Annotated in this window: 13 protein-coding genes and 1 riboswitch; of the genes, 7 read left to right on the plus strand and 6 right to left on the minus strand. The window is 67.8% G+C overall.

Going from position 1 to position 18,705, the window contains the following annotated elements; genetic code table 11:
• Positions 1-270: 270 nt before the first annotated feature.
• Genes AC0J42_RS18010 through AC0J42_RS18035 form a run of 6 tightly spaced genes read left to right on the plus strand, consistent with a single transcriptional unit; the run spans position 271 to position 9,700 of the window.
• Entirely contained in the window at positions 271-1,080 is an 810-nt protein-coding gene (locus AC0J42_RS18010) for an ABC transporter permease (protein ID WP_473002790.1), read from the plus strand.
• Positions 1,070-2,350, plus strand: a complete 1,281-nt coding sequence (locus AC0J42_RS18015) for an ABC transporter ATP-binding protein (protein WP_473002792.1) — start codon at positions 1,070-1,072, stop codon at positions 2,348-2,350. The genes AC0J42_RS18010 and AC0J42_RS18015 overlap by 11 nt, the downstream gene beginning before the upstream one ends.
• Entirely contained in the window at positions 2,347-3,672 is a 1,326-nt protein-coding gene (locus AC0J42_RS18020; protein WP_473002794.1) for a polysaccharide pyruvyl transferase family protein, read from the plus strand. Before AC0J42_RS18015 ends, AC0J42_RS18020 begins: the two co-directional genes overlap by 4 nt.
• The gene (locus AC0J42_RS18025; RefSeq protein ID WP_473002795.1) at positions 3,659-4,345 is read left to right on the plus strand and encodes a 2OG-Fe(II) oxygenase; all 687 of its coding nucleotides are present in this window, start codon (positions 3,659-3,661) and stop codon (positions 4,343-4,345) included. Before AC0J42_RS18020 ends, AC0J42_RS18025 begins: the two co-directional genes overlap by 14 nt.
• A complete protein-coding gene (locus AC0J42_RS18030; RefSeq protein ID WP_473002796.1) occupies positions 4,338-8,513 on the plus strand; it encodes a glycosyltransferase in 4,176 nt (1,391 codons plus the stop codon). Before AC0J42_RS18025 ends, AC0J42_RS18030 begins: the two co-directional genes overlap by 8 nt.
• Complete coding sequence (locus AC0J42_RS18035) at positions 8,486-9,700, plus strand: glycosyltransferase family protein (protein ID WP_473002797.1); 1,215 nt, start codon at positions 8,486-8,488, stop codon at positions 9,698-9,700. The genes AC0J42_RS18030 and AC0J42_RS18035 overlap by 28 nt, the downstream gene beginning before the upstream one ends.
• Here the strand turns inward: AC0J42_RS18035 and AC0J42_RS18040 are convergent.
• Together AC0J42_RS18040 and AC0J42_RS18045 are read right to left on the minus strand one after the other, a co-directional pair.
• Complete coding sequence (locus AC0J42_RS18040) at positions 9,651-10,961, minus strand: voltage-gated chloride channel family protein (protein WP_473002799.1); 1,311 nt, start codon at positions 10,959-10,961, stop codon at positions 9,651-9,653. The genes AC0J42_RS18035 and AC0J42_RS18040 overlap by 50 nt on opposite strands.
• Positions 10,962-11,041: 80 nt before the next feature.
• Positions 11,042-11,110: riboswitch (Fluoride riboswitch) on the minus strand.
• Positions 11,111-11,250: 140 nt separating this feature from the next.
• The gene (locus AC0J42_RS18045) at positions 11,251-12,801 is read right to left on the minus strand and encodes a carboxylesterase/lipase family protein (RefSeq protein ID WP_473002801.1); all 1,551 of its coding nucleotides are present in this window, start codon (positions 12,799-12,801) and stop codon (positions 11,251-11,253) included.
• Positions 12,802-13,081: 280 nt separating this feature from the next.
• On the opposite strand from AC0J42_RS18045, the gene AC0J42_RS18050 reads away from it, so the two are divergent.
• The gene (locus AC0J42_RS18050) at positions 13,082-13,984 is read left to right on the plus strand and encodes a sterol desaturase family protein (protein WP_473002803.1); all 903 of its coding nucleotides are present in this window, start codon (positions 13,082-13,084) and stop codon (positions 13,982-13,984) included.
• A gap of 81 nt (positions 13,985-14,065) precedes the next feature.
• Here the strand turns inward: AC0J42_RS18050 and dhbA are convergent, their stop codons facing one another.
• The 4 genes from dhbA to AC0J42_RS18070 are packed head-to-tail and all read right to left on the minus strand — an operon-like array spanning position 14,066 to position 18,547.
• A complete protein-coding gene (dhbA, locus tag AC0J42_RS18055) occupies positions 14,066-14,812 on the minus strand; it encodes a 2,3-dihydro-2,3-dihydroxybenzoate dehydrogenase (protein ID WP_473002805.1) in 747 nt (248 codons plus the stop codon).
• 54 nt (positions 14,813-14,866) lie between these two features.
• The gene (locus AC0J42_RS18060) at positions 14,867-15,739 is read right to left on the minus strand and encodes an isochorismatase (protein ID WP_473002806.1); all 873 of its coding nucleotides are present in this window, start codon (positions 15,737-15,739) and stop codon (positions 14,867-14,869) included.
• Positions 15,740-15,749: 10 nt separating this feature from the next.
• Entirely contained in the window at positions 15,750-17,360 is a 1,611-nt protein-coding gene (locus AC0J42_RS18065; RefSeq protein WP_473002808.1) for a (2,3-dihydroxybenzoyl)adenylate synthase, read from the minus strand.
• Entirely contained in the window at positions 17,357-18,547 is a 1,191-nt protein-coding gene (locus AC0J42_RS18070) for an isochorismate synthase (protein WP_416424932.1), read from the minus strand. The genes AC0J42_RS18065 and AC0J42_RS18070 overlap by 4 nt, the downstream gene beginning before the upstream one ends.
• Between the last annotated feature and the right edge of the window lie 158 nt (positions 18,548-18,705).

Genomic DNA, 18,705 nt, shown 5'->3' on the forward strand with positions numbered 1-18,705 from the left:
GGCAAGCGCGTCAATTGCCCCGCCGCAGCCAGGGCCGGCCGCCAATGGCTTGCCACCCTGCAACGTCCTGCACAACCCGTTGAATTTTATGCAAAATATTTCAAAAAAAGCTTCTTCGGCGAATATGTCGTCATTTGGCTAAACTTAGTAGCAAAATGGATACATTCAAGTATTTATTCTATTGTTGATCCAACGCACTTGCGCAGCCTCGCGGCTCGGCTAACATGGCGGCCATGTGTGCGGGACGCATGCTCCAAAGGGTCGGCTTCAATGATTGAAGAGTTGCAGGCAGGGATGTTCAGCAGCCCATGGCGGCACCGCGAATTGCTGGTGGCGATGATCAGGCGCCAGGTCAGCGGCCGCTATCGCGGCTCCATCGCCGGCACCTTGTGGTCGCTGCTCCACCCCATCTTCCTGTTGTCTATCTACACGCTGGTGTTCAGCGCCCTGTTCAAGGCGCGCTGGCAGGGCAGCGACTCCAACGCCAGCTTCGCCCTGATCGTGTTCGCCGGCTTCCTGGTGTTCAACCTGTTTGCCGAGTGCGTCAACGCCGCCCCCGGGCTGGTGGTGGGCAACGCCAACTACGTGAAGAAAGTGCTGTTCCCGCTGGAGATCCTGCCGTGGGTCAGCCTCGGCGCGGCGCTGTTCCATACCGTCGCGGGCCTTGCGGTGTGGCTGCTGTTCCACCTGTGCGTGGCCGGTTGGCCACCGCTGACGGTGCTGGCCCTGCCGGTGCTGTTGCTGCCGCTGGTGCTGTTTACCCAAGGCCTGTGCTGGGCCCTCAGCTCGCTGGGGGTGTTCCTGCGCGACATTGGCCAACTGACCGGGGTGCTGACCACCGCGCTGATGTTCGTCTCGGCGATCTTCTACCCGCCTTCTGCCCTGCCCGGCAGCTGGCAGCACTGGCTGTTCCTCAACCCCATGGCGCTGTTCATCGACCAGGCACGGGCCGTGCTGATCCAGGGCCAGCTGCCCAGCCTGCAAAGCTGGTGCATTGAACTGCTGGCGTGCACGGCCGTGGCCTGGCTGGGCTTCCTGTGGTTCCAGAAAACCCGCAAGGCGTTTGCCGATGTCCTCTGAACTGCTGATCGACGCCCAGGCACTGAGCAAGTGCTACCAGATCTACGACCGCCCCAGCCATCGCCTGCTGCAATTGCTGCTGCGCAACCGCAAGCGCTTCTACCGCGAGTTCCATGCGCTGCACCAGGTGTCGCTGCAGATTCGTCGCGGCGAGACGGTGGGCATCATTGGCCGCAACGGCAGCGGCAAGTCGACCCTGCTGCAGCTGCTGTGCGGCACCCTCACGGCCACCAGCGGCAGCGTGCGCCGCCAGGGCCGGGTGGCGGCGCTGCTGGAGCTGGGCTCGGGCTTCAACCCCGAGTTCACCGGCCGCGAGAACGTCTACATGAACGCTGCGGTGCTGGGCCTCAGCCGTGCGCAGATCGACGCGCGCTACGAGGAAATCTGCGCCTTCGCCAACATTGGCGAGTTTATCCACCAGCCCACCAAGACCTACTCCAGCGGCATGCTGGTGCGCCTGGCCTTCGCCGTGTCGGTGTGCGTGGAGCCCGACATCCTGATCATCGACGAGGCCTTGTCGGTGGGTGACGCCTCCTTCCAGTTCAAATGCCTCAACCGCCTGGAAAGCCTGACCGCCAGCGGCGCCACCCTGCTGTTCGTGTCCCACGACATGAGCATGGTCAAGCGCTTCTGCCAGCGCGTGTATTACCTGCGCGACGGCCAGTTGCTGGCCAGCGGGCCGGCGGAGGAAATGGCCGAGCTGTACCTGCTGGACATGCGCGACGAGCAACGGCGCTGGGCCAGCGGTGGGGGCACGCCGGTCACGCGCAAGGCCTTTCTCGACACCCGCGACGGCATGGCCTTCGGCACCGACGAGGGCCACATCAGCGCGGCCTGTTTCACCGTGACCGGGCAGTTGTTCTGCAGTTACCGCCACGGCGACGAGATCGAGCTCCAGGTGCAGGCGCGGCTGCGCGCCAGCGTGGCACGGCCCAACCTCAGCGTGACCATCCAGGAAGCGCGCCTGCTGGTGATCGGCGGCGCCAATTTCGCCCTGCGCCCTGGCCCCGAGGAAGACGGCTGGTACCCGGCCAGCCTGACCGTGCGCTTCCCGGCGCGCCTGGGGCCGGGGCGCTACCACATCACCCTGAAACTGATGAACGGCTTCACCGAAGACAGCTCGCAACTGATCGAAAAACAGGTCGGCCTGCTGGCCTTCGACGTGCTGCCCAACGACAAGCATTTTCTCGGCGTGGTCGACCTGGGGCTGCAAGGCCACGACGGCGCGAGCACCGGCAGTAAACGCCTGGACGAGGTAACCCCCCTGTGACTGAAGCGACCCGCCACATCGCCATCGTCGGCACCTTCGACGTGCAGAATTACGGCGACCTGCTGTTCCCGCTGCTGGCCGAGGCCGAGCTGCGCCGGCGCCTGGGGCCGATCCAGCTGCACCGGCTGTCCTACCACGCACGTGATGCGCAAACCTGGCCCTTTGCCGTGACCCCGCTCAGCGACCTGCCGGCGCTGGCCAGCTCGTTGGACGGGCTGCTGATTGGTGGCGGCTTCCTGATTCGCTTCGACAAGCTGGTGGCCCCCGACTACCTGCCGCCCCACCCCGGCATCCACCACCCCACCGGCTACTGGCTGACCCCGGCGTTGATTGCGCTGCAACAGGGTATCCCGGTGGTGTGGAACGCCCCGGGCATGCACTGCAACCCCATCCCGGACTGGGCCGCACCGCTGCTGCGCGTGGCCTTGGCGCACAGCGCCTGCGTGCGGGTACGTGATGCGCTGTCGCGCGATGCACTGCAGGCCGTATGCCCCGATGCCGCCATCGAGGTGCTGCCCGACACCGCGTTCGCCCTGCCCCGGGCGCTGGACATCGAGCAGCCCAGCGCCGCCTTCCGCCAGCTATGCGCCGAGGTGGGCCTGGGCCCGCGCTACATCGTCATCCACGCACTGACGCTGGCCGAGCCCTACGTTCGCCTGCTGGAAAGCGCCCCCCAGGCCTTCGCCCACCTGCAGGTCGTGCTGATTCCCATCGGCCCGGTGCTGGACGATGACTCGGCCCTGCTGGCCGCGCGGCTGCCCCAGGCCATTCGCCTGCCGTACTGGCCCGAACCGCTGCTGCTGGCCGAGATACTGGGCAACGCCCAGGCGCTGATCGGCTACAGCTACCACCTGGCGATCACCGGCCTGGCCTTTGGCGTGCCGGTGTTCTGCCTGGCCGACCTTGCCGGCGGCAAGTACACCGCCCTGGCCCCCTACTCGGGCCTGCATGCGCTGGCGCCCGGGCAGGCAGCGACGACGGCCTGGTTCCTGGCGCGCTGTGGCAAAACCCGCCCCAGCGCCCAGGCCCAGGCGGCCATGCAGGCGCTGGACCGCTACTGGGACCACGTCGCGCACCTGCTGCGCCAGGGCCGCAGCCGCCCGGCGCCGGCCCTTGGCGCGCTGTGGCAGGACCTGCCCAACCTACTCGAAGACCCGAGCCAGGCCACCGTGGCCAGCTTGCGAGCACAGCTGGCCCACAGTGAAGCCAGGGTCCGCCACCTGCAGGGGTCCAGGTCGTTGCGCCTGACCGCGCCCCTGCGCGCCATTGCCCGTGCACTCAGACACCTACGGAAAAATCGGGGGACCCATGCTCAATATTGACCGCATCCGCACTGCCGAACTCAACGCCCAGCCCTACGCCTGGGCGCAGATCGACCGCCTGTTTGCCGTGCACGACGCCGAGGGCCTGGCCCTGACCTTCCCGCGCGACCACTTCAAGACCGTGAAAGGTTACGGCGGTGAGAAAGACTACGAATACGAGGCCCGGGCGCTCAAGCCCATGGGCAGCGACGCCATCGCCCACGCCGAGCACTTGAGCGAGGCCTGGCGGGCGCTGGCCCGCGACCTGGGCTCACCCGCCTACCGCGCGGCGCTGTCGCACCTGACCGGCCGCGACCTGAGCAACGCGCCCATGGAGGTCAACGTCTTCCACTATGGGCCCGGCGCCAGCCTGGGCGCCCACCCCGACCTGGGCGACAAGGTGGTTACCCACATTCTCTACTTCAACGCCACCTGGGAACGTGCCGACGGCGGCTGCCTGAACATTCTGCACAGCAAGGACATCAACGCGGTAAGCGCTGTCATCGAGCCACGGGTGGGCAACTCGGCGGTGCTGGTGCGCTCCGATGACTCCTGGCATGCCGTGTCGCCCGTGGTGGAGGGCTGCAGCCATTCCCGGCGCAGCATGACCGTGACCTTCTACCGGCCCGGCTCGCTGAGCTCCATGTGGCCGGAAAACGACCCAAGCCCCCTGCACGAGTACCACCATGGCTGAGCAACACCCGCCTGTTTCCCTGGAAATCCTCGAGGCCGAACTCGCGTTGGCGCGCAGCGAGCGCGATGCCGCCCGCGCCCAGGTCGAGGACCTGCTGGGCAGCCACACCTGGCGCCTGGGCGAACCGCTGCGCAGGGTGTCTCGACGGGTGCGCCATGGTGTCTGGCGGTACCCTGAGCTACCCGTACGCAACCCGTTGACGGCCGCTGCCAGCCAACGCCTCGCCAACCACCCCGGGCGCGCGGCCCAACCGACCCTGCTGTGCTTCGCCAACATCCGCTGGGAGGCGCGCTACCAACGCCCCCAGCAGTTGATGGCGCAATTTGCCGACAACGGCTGGCGGGTGTTCTACATCGTGCCCTCAACCGAAGACCTGCGGGGCCAGCCCTACGAACTCGAACACCCGCGCACCAACGTGACGCAGGTGCGCCTGGACTGCCCCGTGCCCCACGACTACTACACCCAACTGCCAGACGCGGCGCTGTGTGGCCACTTCCACGACACCCTGCAAGCGCTGTACGCCGACCAGCAGATCAGCCACGCCTGGGCGGTGGTGCACCTGGCCTACTGGACGCCCCTGGTGCTGGGCCTCGGTTGGCCGGTGGCCTATGACTGCATGGACGACTGGGATGGCTTCCCCAATATCGGCCCGCAACTGCTGGCCGCCGAGCAACAACTGGTCACGGCTGCCGAGCTGACCAGCGTCTCGGCACGCCTGCTGCTGGAAAAGTGGCAGGGCCGCGCCCAGGCCTGCACCGTGGTGCGCAACGGCGTGGACTTCGGCTTCTTCCAGCAGCACTGCCAGCCCAACACCCTGCTGCCGGCCTTCCCCGGCCCGGTGATCGGCTATTACGGCGCGCTCGCGGCCTGGTTCGACTTCGGCCTGCTGGCCGAGGTAGCGCGCCAGCGCCCCGACTGGACCTTCGTGCTGGTGGGCGATGTGTTCGTCGATGACCTGGGCGGCCTCGACCAACTGCCCAACGTCAGGCTGGAAGGCCCCCGGCCCTACGCGCAGATGCCGCTGTACCTGCACCACTTCGACGTGTGCCTGATTCCCTTCCGGCTCTACAACGTGACCCACGCGGTGGACCCGGTGAAGCTGTACGAATACCTCAGCGCCGGCAAGCCGGTGGTCAGTGTGCCGCTGGAGGAGATTCGCCATTATGGCGAGCACGTCTATTTCGCCAGCGACGCCCCGGCCTTCGTCGAACAGATCGCCCGCGCCCTGGAAGAACCCGCCAGCCATCGCGCCGCCCGGGTGGCCCTGGCGCGGGACAACACCTGGCAGCAGCGCCGCCTGGCGTGCGAACAGGCCATGCAGGTGCAGGCGCCGAAGGTGTCGATCATCATCGTCACCCACGGCAACCTGGCCCTGACCGCCCAGTGCCTGGACAGCGTGGCGCGCAACAGCCACTGGCCGGCGTTGCAGGTGATCGTGGTCGACAATGGCTCCCAGGATGCCACCCCCACCTACCTGGCGGCCCTGCGCGAGCGCATGCCGGGCCTGGAGGTGATCCTCAACCCTGACAATCGTGGCTTCGCCGCTGCCAACAACCAGGGCTTGCGCCGAGCCGACGGCCAGGTCCTGTTGTTGCTCAACAACGACACCGTGGTGCCGCGCGGCTGGCTCAAGCCGCTGCTGCGGCGCCTGCAGGACCCCACCGTGGGCCTGGTGGGGCCGGTCACCAACAACGTCGGCAATGAAGCCAGGGTCGCGGTGGACTACACCGACATCGCCCAGCTACAAGGTTTCGCCGACCGCCACCAGGCCGCCCAGGCCAACGCCAGTTTCGACATTCCCATGCTGGCGATGTTCTGCGTGGCCATGCGCCGCGAGGTGTTCGAGCAGGTAGGCGAACTGGACGAGCAGTTCGGCATCGGGCTGTTCGAGGACGACGACTACAGCCGCCGCGTGCAGGCCGCCGGGTTGCGCACGGTGTGCGTGGAGAACGCCTACATCCACCATTACGGCCAGGCCACCTTCAAGCAGCTGATCGCCACCGGCGAATACCAGGCCTTGTGGGACCGCAACCAGGCCTACTTCGAAAGCAAATGGGGCGCCTGGCAGGCGCACCGGCCGCGTGGCGCCGAGCCCGCCGGCCCGTCGGCGGCCGAGCCCCTGCTACCGCCTCCGCCGCCCCGGCAACTGTTGCGCCAGCTCTATTACCGCTTGCCACTCTCGCCCAGCGCCCGCTATCACCTCGGCACCCTCTACCGGCGCCTGGTAAAGCCCGCGTTGCGCCCGGTGCGCCAGGTGCTGGAAGCCCGCACGCCGCCGGCCGACCTGCCCGCGCTGGCCCCGGCCGTGGCGGGCAGCCCCGACTACTTCTTGTGGGGCGTGATCGACTGGCACTTCCGCCACCAGCGCCCCCAGCAGCTGGCCAAGGTGCTGGCCAGCCAGGGCCACCGGGTATTCTACGTGTCCAGCGAGCTGCTGGACCGCGACGAGCCCGGCTTCCAGGCCGAGGCCCTGGACACCCAGGGCCGCCTCGTGCAGATCAAGCTCTTTGCCCGCCGCGCGCCGAACATCTACCGCGACGCCGCCAGCGCGGCGCACCTGCGGCAACTGCACCAGGGCCTGGGGCAATTGCTGCAATGGGCCGACGGCCAGGCCTGCGTATCGCTGGTCAACCACCCCTTCTGGACCGGGGTGGCCCAGGCCCTGCCCGACCATTGCCTGGTCTATGACTGCATGGACAACCACGAAGGCTTCGGCAACGACAACGCCCACCTGCTGGCCATGGAAAAAGCGCTGCTGGCCAGCGCCGACCTGACGCTGTTCACCTCGACCTGGCTGGAGCAGGCCTGGGCCGGCCAGGCCCGGCAAACGTGCGTGGTGCGCAACGCCGCCGACTATGATTACTTCGCCCAGGTACCCGCCCAGCGCTACCAGGACCCCGGCCAGCGGCGCATCATCGGCTACTACGGTGCCATCGCCGAGTGGTTCGACCTGACGGTGGTGGCGGCCATCGCCGAGCATTTCCACGACTGCTGCATCCTGCTGGTGGGCGCCGACACCGTGAACGCCGCGGCGCACCTGCGCGGCCACGCCAACGTGGTGTTCACCGGCGAGGTGCCGTACGCGCAGTTGCCCTATTACCTGCATGCCTTCGACGTGTGCCTGCTGCCGTTCCAGGTCATCCCGCTGACGCTGGCCACCAACCCGGTAAAAGTCTACGAATACCTGAGCGCCGGCAAGCCGGTGGTGGCCACCGACCTGCCCGAGCTGCAGCAGTTTGCCGGCCACGTCAGCACTGCACGGCAAATTCCCGAGTATCTGGCGGCCATCCACGCCGTGCTGGGCACCCCCGACCTGCCCCAGGCCCAGGCCGCGCGCCAGGCTTTTGCCCGCCAGCAGACCTGGGGCCATCGCGCCCAGACGCTGGTGCAGGCAGTGCAGGCTGCCACCCACCAGCCCAGCCTGAGCGTGATCGTGGTGACCTACAACAACCTGGCGCTCACCCGCCAGTGCCTGGCCAGCCTGGAAGGCGACGACGCGGTGCTGGAGGTGATAGTGGTGGACAACGCCTCCAGCGACGGCACACCGGCCTACCTCAGCCAATGGGCCGGCCAGGGCCAGGGCCGGCACATCGTGCTCAACGCCGACAACCGCGGCTTCTCTGCCGCCAACAACCAGGGCCTGGCCCTGGCCCGGGGCGCCTACCTGATGCTGCTCAACAATGACACCCAGGTGATGCCCGGCGCCCTGCGCACGTTGCAACAGCACCTGCGCCGCGACCCGGGCATCGGCCTGATCGGGCCGGTGACCGACAACATCGGCAACGAGGCCAGAGTCACCCTGCCCATGGCCCCCGGCGATGACCTGCGGCAAGCGGCGGCGCGCTACACCCGTGGCCACTGTGGGCAGCACTTTGACCTGCGCACCCTGGCCTTCTTCGCCGTGATGATGCCGCGCAGCACCTACGACACCCTCGGCCCGTTGGACGAAATCTTCGGCCTGGGTTTTTTCGAGGACGATGACTACTGCCGCCGGGTGGAACAGGCCGGGCTCAGGTGCGTGTGCGCCGAAGACGCCTTCATCCACCACCACCTGTCCGCCTCGTTCGACGCCATGCAGGCGCCCGCGCGCCAGGCGCTGTTCGAGCGCAACCGCAAACACTACGAAACCAAGTGGGGCCCATGGCAACCGCACACCTACCGCCCCTGAAACCAGAGCAACCGCACCCTGCGGGGCTGCACGAGCGCATGGTCTACCTGGCGCCCATCGCCTGGCAGAGCGTCACCCAGCGGCCCCACGAGATGGTCGCCTGCTTCCACCGGCAAACCGGCGGGCAGGTGCTGTGGGTAGACCCCTACCCCACCCGCCTGCCCAACCTGGACGACGTGCTCGGCCCGCCCCAAGCCGCCCTGCCACACGTGCCCGTGCCGCCCTGGCTAAAGGTGATCAAGCCGCTGGCGTTGCCCATCGAACCCCTGCCACTGTCCGCCTGGCTGAACCGCTGGCTGTGGCGAGGCACAGTGCGCGCCGTGCAGGCCTTCGCCCGCCAGCCTGCCTTGCTGGTAGTGGGCAAGCCCTCGCATCTGGCCCTGCAACTGATGGCCTGCCCGCTGCTGAGCGACAACTGCTACGACGCCATGGATGACGTGTCGCTGTTCTACAAAGGCTGGTCACGATGGGCCATGGCCCGCCGCGAGCAGCAGACGGTGCTAGCGGCGCGCAGGGTCTGGTGCTCGTCCAGCGCCCTGATGCAGCGCGTCCAGCAGTTGGGGGCAACGCCACAGTGGGTGGCCAATGCCTGTGCTGCGGAGCGCCTGCTGGCACCTTCCAGGTCAGCGCGGGCCGCGGGCACCGCACCGCTCATCGGTTACGTGGGGGCTATCGCCAAGTGGTTCGACTGGTCGTTGGTCATTGCCTTGGCCCAGGCGCGCCCCGACGCCTGCGTGCGCCTGATAGGCCCGGTGTTTGGGCAGGTGCCGGCACATTTGCCCGCCAACATTCACCTGCGCCCGCAGTGCAGCCACACCGACGCCATGCGCGCCATGCGCGACTTCGACGTGGGGCTGATCCCGTTCAAGATCGACACGCTGACCGAGTCGGTCGACCCGATCAAATATTACGAATACCGGGCCTTGGGCATTCCGGTCATCAGTTCGGCGTTTGGTGAAATGCGCCAGCACGCCAAGGCCGATGGTGTGTTTCTGGCCGACCCTGGCCAGCCATTGGGGCCGACGCTTGCGCGCGCCCTGGGCTACCGCGAGCCGCTGGCCAGCGTGCAGCGCTTTCGCGCCGCCAACGCCTGGTCGACGCGCTTTGCCCAGGCGCGGTTGTTCGTGCGGGCGCCCGCTACGGCTGACGCTTGCGCGCCTCGGCCTGCGTCGCTCGATACTGTTTGAGCTCGCCCAGGCGCAAGTCCTCGGGCAGTTCGCCGGCACGCCGCTTGCTGTGGCCCACGCGCTGGGCGTTGTAGATCCCGGTGTGCCCCGACACCAGGTAGCTGGCGATGCACGCCACCGCTGCCAGCGGCCCGATGTCGGCGCCGAACAGCTCCATGGCCATGATGATGGTCGCCAGCGGCGTGTTGGCGGCGCCGGCGAACACGGCGACGAAACCGATGCCCGCCAGCATCGCGAACGGCAGGTGCAGCAGCGGTGCCAGGGCGTTGCCCAGGGTGGCGCCGATGTAGAACAGTGGCGTCACTTCGCCGCCCTTGAAACCCGAGCCCAGGGACGCCACGGTGAACACCAGCTTGTTGGCCCAGTCCCACGGCGCCACGGGCACCTGGAAGGCCTGGACGATGCCGGGAATGCCCAGCCCGATGTAGTCGTAGGCGCCCAGCGCCCACACCGCCAGGGCAATGACGATGCCGCCCACGAACGGCCGCAGTGGCGGGTAGCCGATCAGGCGTTTCACCAGCGCGCCCAGGCGGTGGGTGGCGCTGGCGAACAGCAGCCCGGCGAGGCCGAAGATCACCCCGGCGATCAGCACTGCCACCAGGCTCCAGGCACCCACCGGGACGATCTCACCGATGGCGTAGTGCACGTGGTGCACGCCCCACAGCAGGCCCACCTGGTCGGCGACGATGGCCGCAACCATGCACGGGAACAAGGCGTCGTAGCGCATGCGCCCGATGGCCAGCACCTCCAGGCCGAACACCGCGCCGGCCAGCGGCGTGCCGAACACCGAGGCAAAGCCGGCGGCAATGCCGGCCATGAGGATGATGCGCCGGTCTTCGCGGCGCAGGCGCAGCAGGTGCGTGAGTTGGTCGGCCAGCGCCCCACCCATCTGCACCGCCGTGCCCTCGCGGCCCACCGAGGCGCCGAACAGGTGCGACACCAGGGTGCCGCCCAACACCAGCGGCACCATGCGCAGCGGCACAACGTTTTTCGGGTCGTGGATTTCGTCGATCAGCAGGTTGTTGCCCGCCTCCACCGACTTGCCCAGCCGGTAGTAGATCCAGCCCACCACGAAGCCAGCCACGGGCAGCAGCGCGATCAGCCAGCGGTGGCTTTCGCGGGTGCCGGTGACGTAGTCCAGGGCAAACAGGAAAAACGCCGAGGCACTGCCGGCCAGCACGGCCACCAGGCTTGCCAGCAGCAGCCATTTACCCAGGTAGGGCAGCAGTTGCAGTTGTTCGAAACGCTTGAATCTTGACATGAAGGGGTCAGCCACAAGGAAAAGAAGGTGCCTGACCAAGAGGGATTTGTTGCGCGTACGCCTACAGCCCCTGTGATCAGGTGTCTGTAGGCATCATCAGCTGCGGCCAGCGCGGCGGTTCAAGGAGGAATGCCATCTCCGGAGCGGCATCATAGCCAAAGAGCCCAGCCGCACACAACAGCGACCCCACCGCTCCCTACGGAATATTCACCCCCGTAGCAGCGGCCGCAGGCCGCGTCCCAGGTACCGCACAGGGCCCAGGACGCGGCCTGCGGCCGCTGCTACGGTGTTATAGGGCGGCGATGGGGACGGTTTCCCACACCGCGCGGCGCGCGGCGCCGAGGTAATCGCTGGCCACGCTTACCGGAGTGTCGAAGCGCAGGTAGGCCAGCGCCTGCGGCTCATGCCGTGGCCAGGTGGGCAGCGCCGCGGTCTGTGGGCTGCCGGTGTGGGCGAAAGCGATGAAGCTGTCGCGCATCTGCTCGGACAGCCTCTGCTCGGCCGCGGTGAAACTGCCACGCCCCTTGCCCGGCTGGCCCAGGCCAAAGGTGTAGGGAATATCGCTGCCATGGCACGGCCCGTAGGGCCCGGCATTGGCGTAGTCGAAACGATACGCCCACACCGGCGCACCCGCGGCGGCCAGGCGGTCGGCCAGGCGCAGGGCCGGCACGCCGACGAAGATGTCGCTGAACAGCTCACGCTGCCAGTCGCCCCCGGCGCCCGTGCTCTGCTGGTAGGTCTGCTCGACCTGCGCCCAGGTGGCCTCGCCGACCTTGGCGCGCACCCGCGCCGGCAACCCCTCCAGCAGGTTCACCGCCTTGCCGGCGACGAACAGCCCGCTTTCGTCGCGGCAGTGGCCAATCAGCGTCGGCACCGCGTGGAGCGCCTCCAGCGGGTGCACAGGCAGCAGGCTGCCGTCCACCGCCGGGTGGTAGGCCTCGCCGCCCAACAGCGGCGTATTCGACTGCTCCGCCACCTTGATGAACAGGTTGTTCAGCTCGGCCACCGGCATCTGCTGCAACTGCGCGGCATCCACGCCGCCCGCCTGCAGCACCTGGTGCAGCACCTGCGCGGCCTCGTCGGCCTGGAACAACGGCCGCGCGCCGCCGCTCTGGATAATCGCGCGAGCGAACAGGCCCTTGGCCGCCGGCACGCCCAGCAGGCAGCCGATGGACATGGCCCCGGCCGACTCGCCCATCACCGTCACGTTGTGCGGGTCGCCGCCGAAGGCGCTGATGTTGTCGCGCACCCAGCGCAGCGCGGCGACCTGGTCCTGCAGGCCAAGGTTGGCGGCGCCCGGCTCCGCATGCACGCCCAGGTAGCCAAAGCCGCCCATGCGGTAGTTCACCGTGACGAAAATCAGGTCACCCCGACGGGCATAGTCGCTGCCATCGAAGCGCGGGTCGCCACCACTGCCCAGCACGAACGCGCCGCCATGCAGCCACACCAGCACCGGGCGCACGTGCACTGCCGGGCTGGCGGGCGCCCAGACGTTGAGGTACAGGCAGTCCTCCTCGCCCTTGGGCTTGTCCTGCAACACCGGCGGATAGGGTTGCTGCACCGCCCAAGGGCCATAGGCCTCGGCCTTCAGGGGTGCGTACCAGGCCTGCAGCGGCTGCGGTGCCTTGAAACGCAACTTGCCCACCGGTGGCCGGGCGAAGGGCACGCCCTTCCAGCTGCGGGTGCCGTCGGCCTGCTGCTGGCCTTGCAGCACGCCCTGGGCGACGGTCACCTGGGTAGGCGAAGCCAGGTCGGCGAGGGCGAACGGCGGCAACAGGGCGGCGGTGGAAACGCTGAGGCAGTGCTGGAGAAATCGGCGACGGGATGATTCGAGTGGCATCAAGACCTTCCTTGGAGCGTCAGCTCCTTGCTTGTTGTTATGCGCCGACGAGCGGCCCTGGAAGAATAGATAGTGAGCTAATGACTCGACAGAAAATAAAACGGCAACGGGGCGATCAGCGCACGCTTTAGGCGCCGTAGGAATTTTCTTCAAATCTTTGGGAAACGTCCTACGCAACTGATGGGGTTGCGCCGTTACCGTCCCCTTGCGCCGCCTGTTCAAGCGCGCAAGCCCGTCAGCCACGGATGCTGCCGGCCCGATGACCCCAAGGGAGTTACCCATGCGCCTGCTGTTCGCCCGTCTCTACGCCCCGCTGTTTTTCTTCGGTTTCCTCGCCGCCGGCCTGTGGCTGGTCGGCGACGGCTTGCCGCTGCCCCTGCTGCTGGTGCTGCTGGCCGCGGCCGTCATCGTCGCCACCCTGGCCGAACGCTGGCTGCCCTACCGCCCGCAATGGAACGCCAGCCACCAGGACGAGCCGCGCGACCTGCTGCACGCGCTGGTCAACGAGGGCATCAATGGCCTGGGCGTCATCACCATTCCGCTATTGGCGTTCCTGTTGCCCAACCCCGGGCTGTGGCCCAGCCACTGGCCACTGTGGCTGCAACTGGCGCTGGCGCTGCCGATCGCCGACCTGGGCATTACCCTGGTGCATTTCGCCAGCCACCGCTTGCCGGTGCTGTGGCGCCTGCACAGCGTGCACCACAGCGTGCCGCGCATGTACGGTTTCAATGGGTTGATGAAACACCCGCTGCACCAGACCCTGGAAGCGCTGGGCGGCGTGCTGCCGTTGCTGTTGCTGGGGCTGCCGCCGCAGTTGGCGGCGTTGCTGGGCTTTGCCGTGGGCATTCAATTGCTGCTGCAGCACAGCAATGTCGACATGCGCATCGGTGCGCTGCGCCATGTGTTCGCCTGGGCGCCGGTGCACCGCCTGCACCACCTGAAATACGGGCGTGTGGGGGACGTGAATTTCGGCCTGTTTTTCACCTGCTGGGACCGGCTGCTGGGCACGGCGCTGTACCTGCCCGGCTACCGCCTGGGCGATGACGTGGGCATTGGTGACCGGCCGGATTACCCGGTGGGGTATGTGGCCCAGTGCGTGGAGCCGTTTCGGGCGCAGCGCAAGCAGGACGCCGCGGTGGTGCCGGACGCATTGCGCGCGGCGTTGGGTGGGCGGCGCAACTGACACGCCTTTGTGGGAGCTGGCTTGCCAGCGAGATGTTCAGGCCCTGAAAGCTCGCTGGCAAGCCAGCTCCCACATAAAACGTCAGGCGGTCAGCGTTGCCCCGCCGTCCACCACCAGGTCCTGCATGGTCACGTGGCTGGCCAGGTCCGAGGCCAGGAACAGCACCACGTTGGCGATCTCGTCCGGCGTGGCGATCTTGCGCAGCGGGATGCCCAGCTTGTACTGCTCGGGCAGGCCGGCCACCAGGCGCGTGAAGCCCTGGGGGCCGCCGACCATGTCGCGCAGCATCGGCGTGTCGGTGCTGCCTGGCGACACCAGGTTGCAACGCACGCCGTGTTCGGCCAGTTCCAGGCCGATGCAGTTGTTCAGCGCCACCATGGCCGCTTTCGACGCGCAGTAGGCGGCCATGTTCAGGCGCGGCACGTGGGCGGCGTTGGAGGCGATGCTCACCACCGCGCCCTGGCCCTGGGCCTTGAACACCGGCACCAGCTGGCGGAACAGGTAGAACGGCCCGGAGACGTTGACGTCGAAGCAGGCCTGCCAGTCGTCCACCGACAGCGCGTCGCTGTTGCCCAGGCGCAGCACGCCGGCACCGTTCACCAGCACGTCGATACGCGGCTGCTGGCCGAGCATTTCCTGGCACACCTGCTCCACGGCGATGGGGTCGGTGACGTCCAGCACCACAGTCCGGAAGGAGTAAGCGGGCTCATTGAAGGCGCGGTCGAAACCGATCACCTGAGCGCCGGCGGCCTGGAAACGCAACGCCACCTGCAAGCCAATGCCCTGCCCCGCGCCCGTCACCCATACGCACTTGTTGGTAAAATCCATTGCAGCTACTCACGGCAAGCCGCCCCACACTCGGGGCGGCGAATCAAAGGGAAATCAGGCCGCCTGGCGCTTGGCCGACAGCACCGCCAACCAGCCGGCCAGGGTCGGCTTGCTCGCCAGCTCGGCGAAGCTGACGTCCAGGCCGTCGCGCTGCCAGTTGCCGATCAGGGTCATCACCTGCACCGAGTCCAGGCCGTAGTCCATCAGGTTGTCGTCGGCGCCCGGCTCGCCGTCGTCGGCGTCCAGGAACGGCGTGAGCTGGGCCAGCAGCCAGGCCTGGTCCAGCGCCTGGCCCTGCTGGCCAATGATGCTCTGCACGTCGGTGACGAAGCCCGAACGGGTGGCCACGTAGCGCAGGGCCATGCGGTGCTCGTCCTCGGAGAAATCGGCCAGCGCGTCGCCGACGAAGAACGGCTTGATGTCACGCATGAACGCCTCGGTGGCGCTGACCATGCAGCCGATGTGGGCGTACACGCCGCAGATGATCAGCTGGTCGCGCCCGCCTTCCTTGATCATCTGCTCCAGCGGCGAGCGAATGAACGCGCTGTAGCGCCATTTCACCAGCACCGTGTCCTGGGGCAGCGGGCGCAGCGGCGCCACCACCTGCTGCACCTGGCGGCTGGCCGTGGTCAGGCCCGGGCCCCACATGTCGTTGAGCAGCGCACGGTCCTGGGGGCTCTGCTCGGACGGCTGGGCGGTGTACACCACCGGGATGCCCTGGGCGTGGCACCAGGCGCGCAGGGCCACGACGTTGGCCACCAGCTGGGCCACCAGCGGGCTGTCTTCGCCGTAGAAGTCGAGGAAGTATTCCTGCATGTCGTGAATCAGCAGCACCGCCCGCGACGGGTCGAGGGCCCAGTTGACCTTGTTGGCCGGGAAGCTGGCGACCGTGGGCATGGGGTAGCTGGCGAGTTTCGGGATAGCCATGGGTAAAGCCTTATGCGGATGCGTTGTCGAGGGCTGCGCGCAGGGTCTCGCGCAGCTGCTTCTTGTTGATCTTGCCGACGGCGGTCAAGGGCAGCTCGGCCATGAACTGGAAGCGGTCGGGCAGCTTGTAGTCGGCCACGCCCTGGGCGCGCAGGTACTTGCGCAGGTCCGAGGGTTTCAGCGCAGGGTCGTTGGCCACCACGCAGGCGCAGCTCTTCTCGCCCATCAGCTCGTCGGGGATGGCCACCAGGGCCACGTGGGTCACGGCCTGGTGGTGCAGCAGCAGGTTCTCGATTTCCTCGGCGGCGATTTTCTCGCCGCCGCGGTTGATCACGTCCTTCACCCGGCCGACTACTTTCAGGTAGCCGTCGGCGTCCTGCTGCACCACGTCGCCGGAGTAGTAGAAGCCTTCGGCGTCGAACACCTGGGCGTTGTGCTCGGGGGCCAGGTAATAGCCGCGGAAGGTGTACGGGCCACGGGTGGCGAGCATGCCCGGCTCACCCGGCGGCACGGCGCGGCCCTCTTCGTCGAGCACACGGACCTCGTCGTCGGCGCTCATCGGGCAGCCCTGGGTGGTGAACACCCGCTCGCTGTCGTCGTCCAGGCGGGTGTAGTTGACCAGGCCCTCGGCCATGCCGAACACCTGCTGCAGCTGGCAGCCCAATTCTTCAGGCACGCGACGCGCCAGGGCCTCGGAGAAGTTGGCGCCGCCCACCTGCAGCACCTTCAGGCTGTGCAGGCGCGCGCGATGCTCGGGCGCGGCGCGCAGCCACAGGGCCACCGCCGGCGGTACCAGCGGCACCCAGTCGACGCCATGGCGCTCGATCAGCGCGAAGCAGTTCAGCGGCTCGGGGTCGCTGGCCATCACCACGCAGCCACCAGCGATGAACACGCCCAGGGCGCCGGGCGAACTCATGGTGTAGTTGTGGCCGGCCGGCAAGGCGCTGAGGAAGCGCGTGGCCGGGGTCAGGCCGCACAGCTCCACGCTGCGGCGCAGGCTGTAGTAGTAGTCGTTGTGGGTGCGCGGGATCAGCTTCGGCGTGCCGGTGCTGCCACCCGACAGCTGGAAGAACGCCACCTGGCCGCCTTCGCTGGGGCTGGCGACGAAGTGGCGCGCTGGGGTTTGCAGGTGCGTCTGCAGGTCGGCGCCGTCGAGCACCACGGTGGCCAGGCTCGGTGCCACGCCACGCAGCTCGTCGAGGAACACGTCGTTGGCGAACAGGGCGTGGCGGCTGGAGGCGATCAGCAGCTTGGGCTGGATCTGCCGGGCGTAGGCCAGCAGTTCCTGGCGCTGGTGGCTGAACAGTGCGTTGACCGGCGCCACGCCCAGTTTCAACAGGGCGAAGAAGGTGACGTAGAACTCGGCGATGTTGGGCAGCTGCACCAGCGCCGCGTCGTGAGTGCGCAGGCCGCTGGCGTGCAGGTAGGCCGCGAGGTTGTCGGACTGGCGGTCCAGCTCGGCGTAGCTGAGGGTACGCTCGCCGCAGATGATGGCCGGGGCGTCCGGGCGCGCCTGCACCTGCTGGGCAAGAATGTCGGTCATCGGCCGGTCCAGCCAGTGGCCCTGGGCGCGGTAGTGGGCGGCCAGGTCGGCCGGCCAAGGCGAGAAGGCGATGCTCATGCGCAGCCCGCCTGTGCGTCGAGGCCGCAGGCGGCCAGCATGGTGCCGAGCTTGGCCTGGGTTTCCTTCCATTCTGATTCGGGGCACGAGGCCTCGACGATGCCGGCACCGGCGAACAGGCGAATGCGGTCATGCTGCACGGTGCCGCAGCGGATGGTCACCACCCACTCGCCGTTGCCGTGGCTGTCGCACCAGCCCACCATGCCGCTGAACAGGCCGCGGGTCTCGGGTTCCACCAGGTCGATCAGCTTGCGCGCCAGTTGCGTGGGCGCGCCGCACACGGCCGGCGTGGGGTGGATCTGGCAGGCCAACTGCAGCGCCGAGGTGTTGGGGTCGCGCAGTTGCCCCTGCAAAGCGGTGGACAGGTGCCACATGGCGGCGGTGCTCAGCAGCGACGGGCCAGGCGGCACGTCCAGCTGGCTGCACACCGGTTCCAGCACGCGGCGGATGTCGTCGATCACCAGGCTGTGCTCGTACTGGTCCTTCTCGGACACCAGCAGCGCCTCGCCCACTTCGCGGTCCTGCACCGGGTCGACGCGGCGCTTGGCAGAGCCGGCCAGGGGGTTGGTGAACACCTGGTCGTCGGTCTTGCGCACCAACAGCTCGGGGCTCACGCCGATCAGTTCGGCGCCGTCGGCCATGGGCACGCGGAAGTGGTAGCCCGAGGGGTTCTGGGCGGCCAGGTTGGCCAGCACCTGCTCGACATCCACCGGCTGGGTCAGCTGCACGTCGAGCTGACGCGACAGCACGGCCTTGCGGATGGTGCTGGAGCGGAAGTTGGCGATGGCCTGGTTGACGGCGGCCTTGAAGCCGGCTTCGTCGGGAATGCTGCGCTGGTTCAGCACCGCCGGGCGCGCGGCCTCGGCCTGGGTAGCAGCCGCTGGCTGCTCGTCGCGCCAGGCGCACTGGCGGGGAATGTACAGGCAGGACGGCTGGGTGGTGTCGAAGGGAATCGCGCCCATCACAATGGGGTTGTCGATGCCGGCCTCGCGGGCCCGCGCCAGCGCGGCGCCGACTTCGGCGAGGAACGCGCTGGAGGACACGCCGCCGCTGCCGGCCGCGCTATTGATACGGCTGAAGATACCTTGGCCGCGCAGGCTGCGCGTGCCGGAACGGAAGAGGAACTGCGCCTCTTTGCTACCGTCTGGCGTACGGTATCGCTCGTTTTCCAGGTGGTGTGTCGTCATGACGTTCGCCTCGTGACTCGTAATGAGAATTGCTATCAATCATGTTAAGGTTATGGATAGCAGGAAACGTTGTCAACGAGACCTCGGTCTCACAGCCGGTACAAACCCACCCTGTAGCAGCGGCCGCCAGGCCGCGTCAGGGCCGCCACGATTTCCAT

This window comes from Pseudomonas sp. Tav-5-1A (genome assembly GCF_055755055.1).

Coding starts and splice junctions, on each gene's coding strand:
- AC0J42_RS18010 (WP_473002790.1), top strand. CDS start 271: ATGATTGAAGAGTTGCAGGCAGGGATGTTCAGCAGCCCATGGCGGCAC.
- AC0J42_RS18015 (WP_473002792.1), top strand. CDS start 1,070: ATGTCCTCTGAACTGCTGATCGACGCCCAGGCACTGAGCAAGTGCTAC.
- AC0J42_RS18025 (WP_473002795.1), top strand. CDS start 3,659: ATGCTCAATATTGACCGCATCCGCACTGCCGAACTCAACGCCCAGCCC.
- AC0J42_RS18030 (WP_473002796.1), top strand. CDS start 4,338: ATGGCTGAGCAACACCCGCCTGTTTCCCTGGAAATCCTCGAGGCCGAA.
- AC0J42_RS18035 (WP_473002797.1), top strand. CDS start 8,486: ATGGCAACCGCACACCTACCGCCCCTGAAACCAGAGCAACCGCACCCT.
- AC0J42_RS18040 (WP_473002799.1), bottom strand. CDS start 10,961: ATGTCAAGATTCAAGCGTTTCGAACAACTGCAACTGCTGCCCTACCTG.
- AC0J42_RS18045 (WP_473002801.1), bottom strand. CDS start 12,801: ATGCCACTCGAATCATCCCGTCGCCGATTTCTCCAGCACTGCCTCAGC.
- AC0J42_RS18050 (WP_473002803.1), top strand. CDS start 13,082: ATGCGCCTGCTGTTCGCCCGTCTCTACGCCCCGCTGTTTTTCTTCGGT.
- dhbA (WP_473002805.1), bottom strand. CDS start 14,812: ATGGATTTTACCAACAAGTGCGTATGGGTGACGGGCGCGGGGCAGGGC.
- AC0J42_RS18060 (WP_473002806.1), bottom strand. CDS start 15,739: ATGGCTATCCCGAAACTCGCCAGCTACCCCATGCCCACGGTCGCCAGC.
- AC0J42_RS18065 (WP_473002808.1), bottom strand. CDS start 17,360: ATGAGCATCGCCTTCTCGCCTTGGCCGGCCGACCTGGCCGCCCACTAC.
- AC0J42_RS18070 (WP_416424932.1), bottom strand. CDS start 18,547: ATGACGACACACCACCTGGAAAACGAGCGATACCGTACGCCAGACGGT.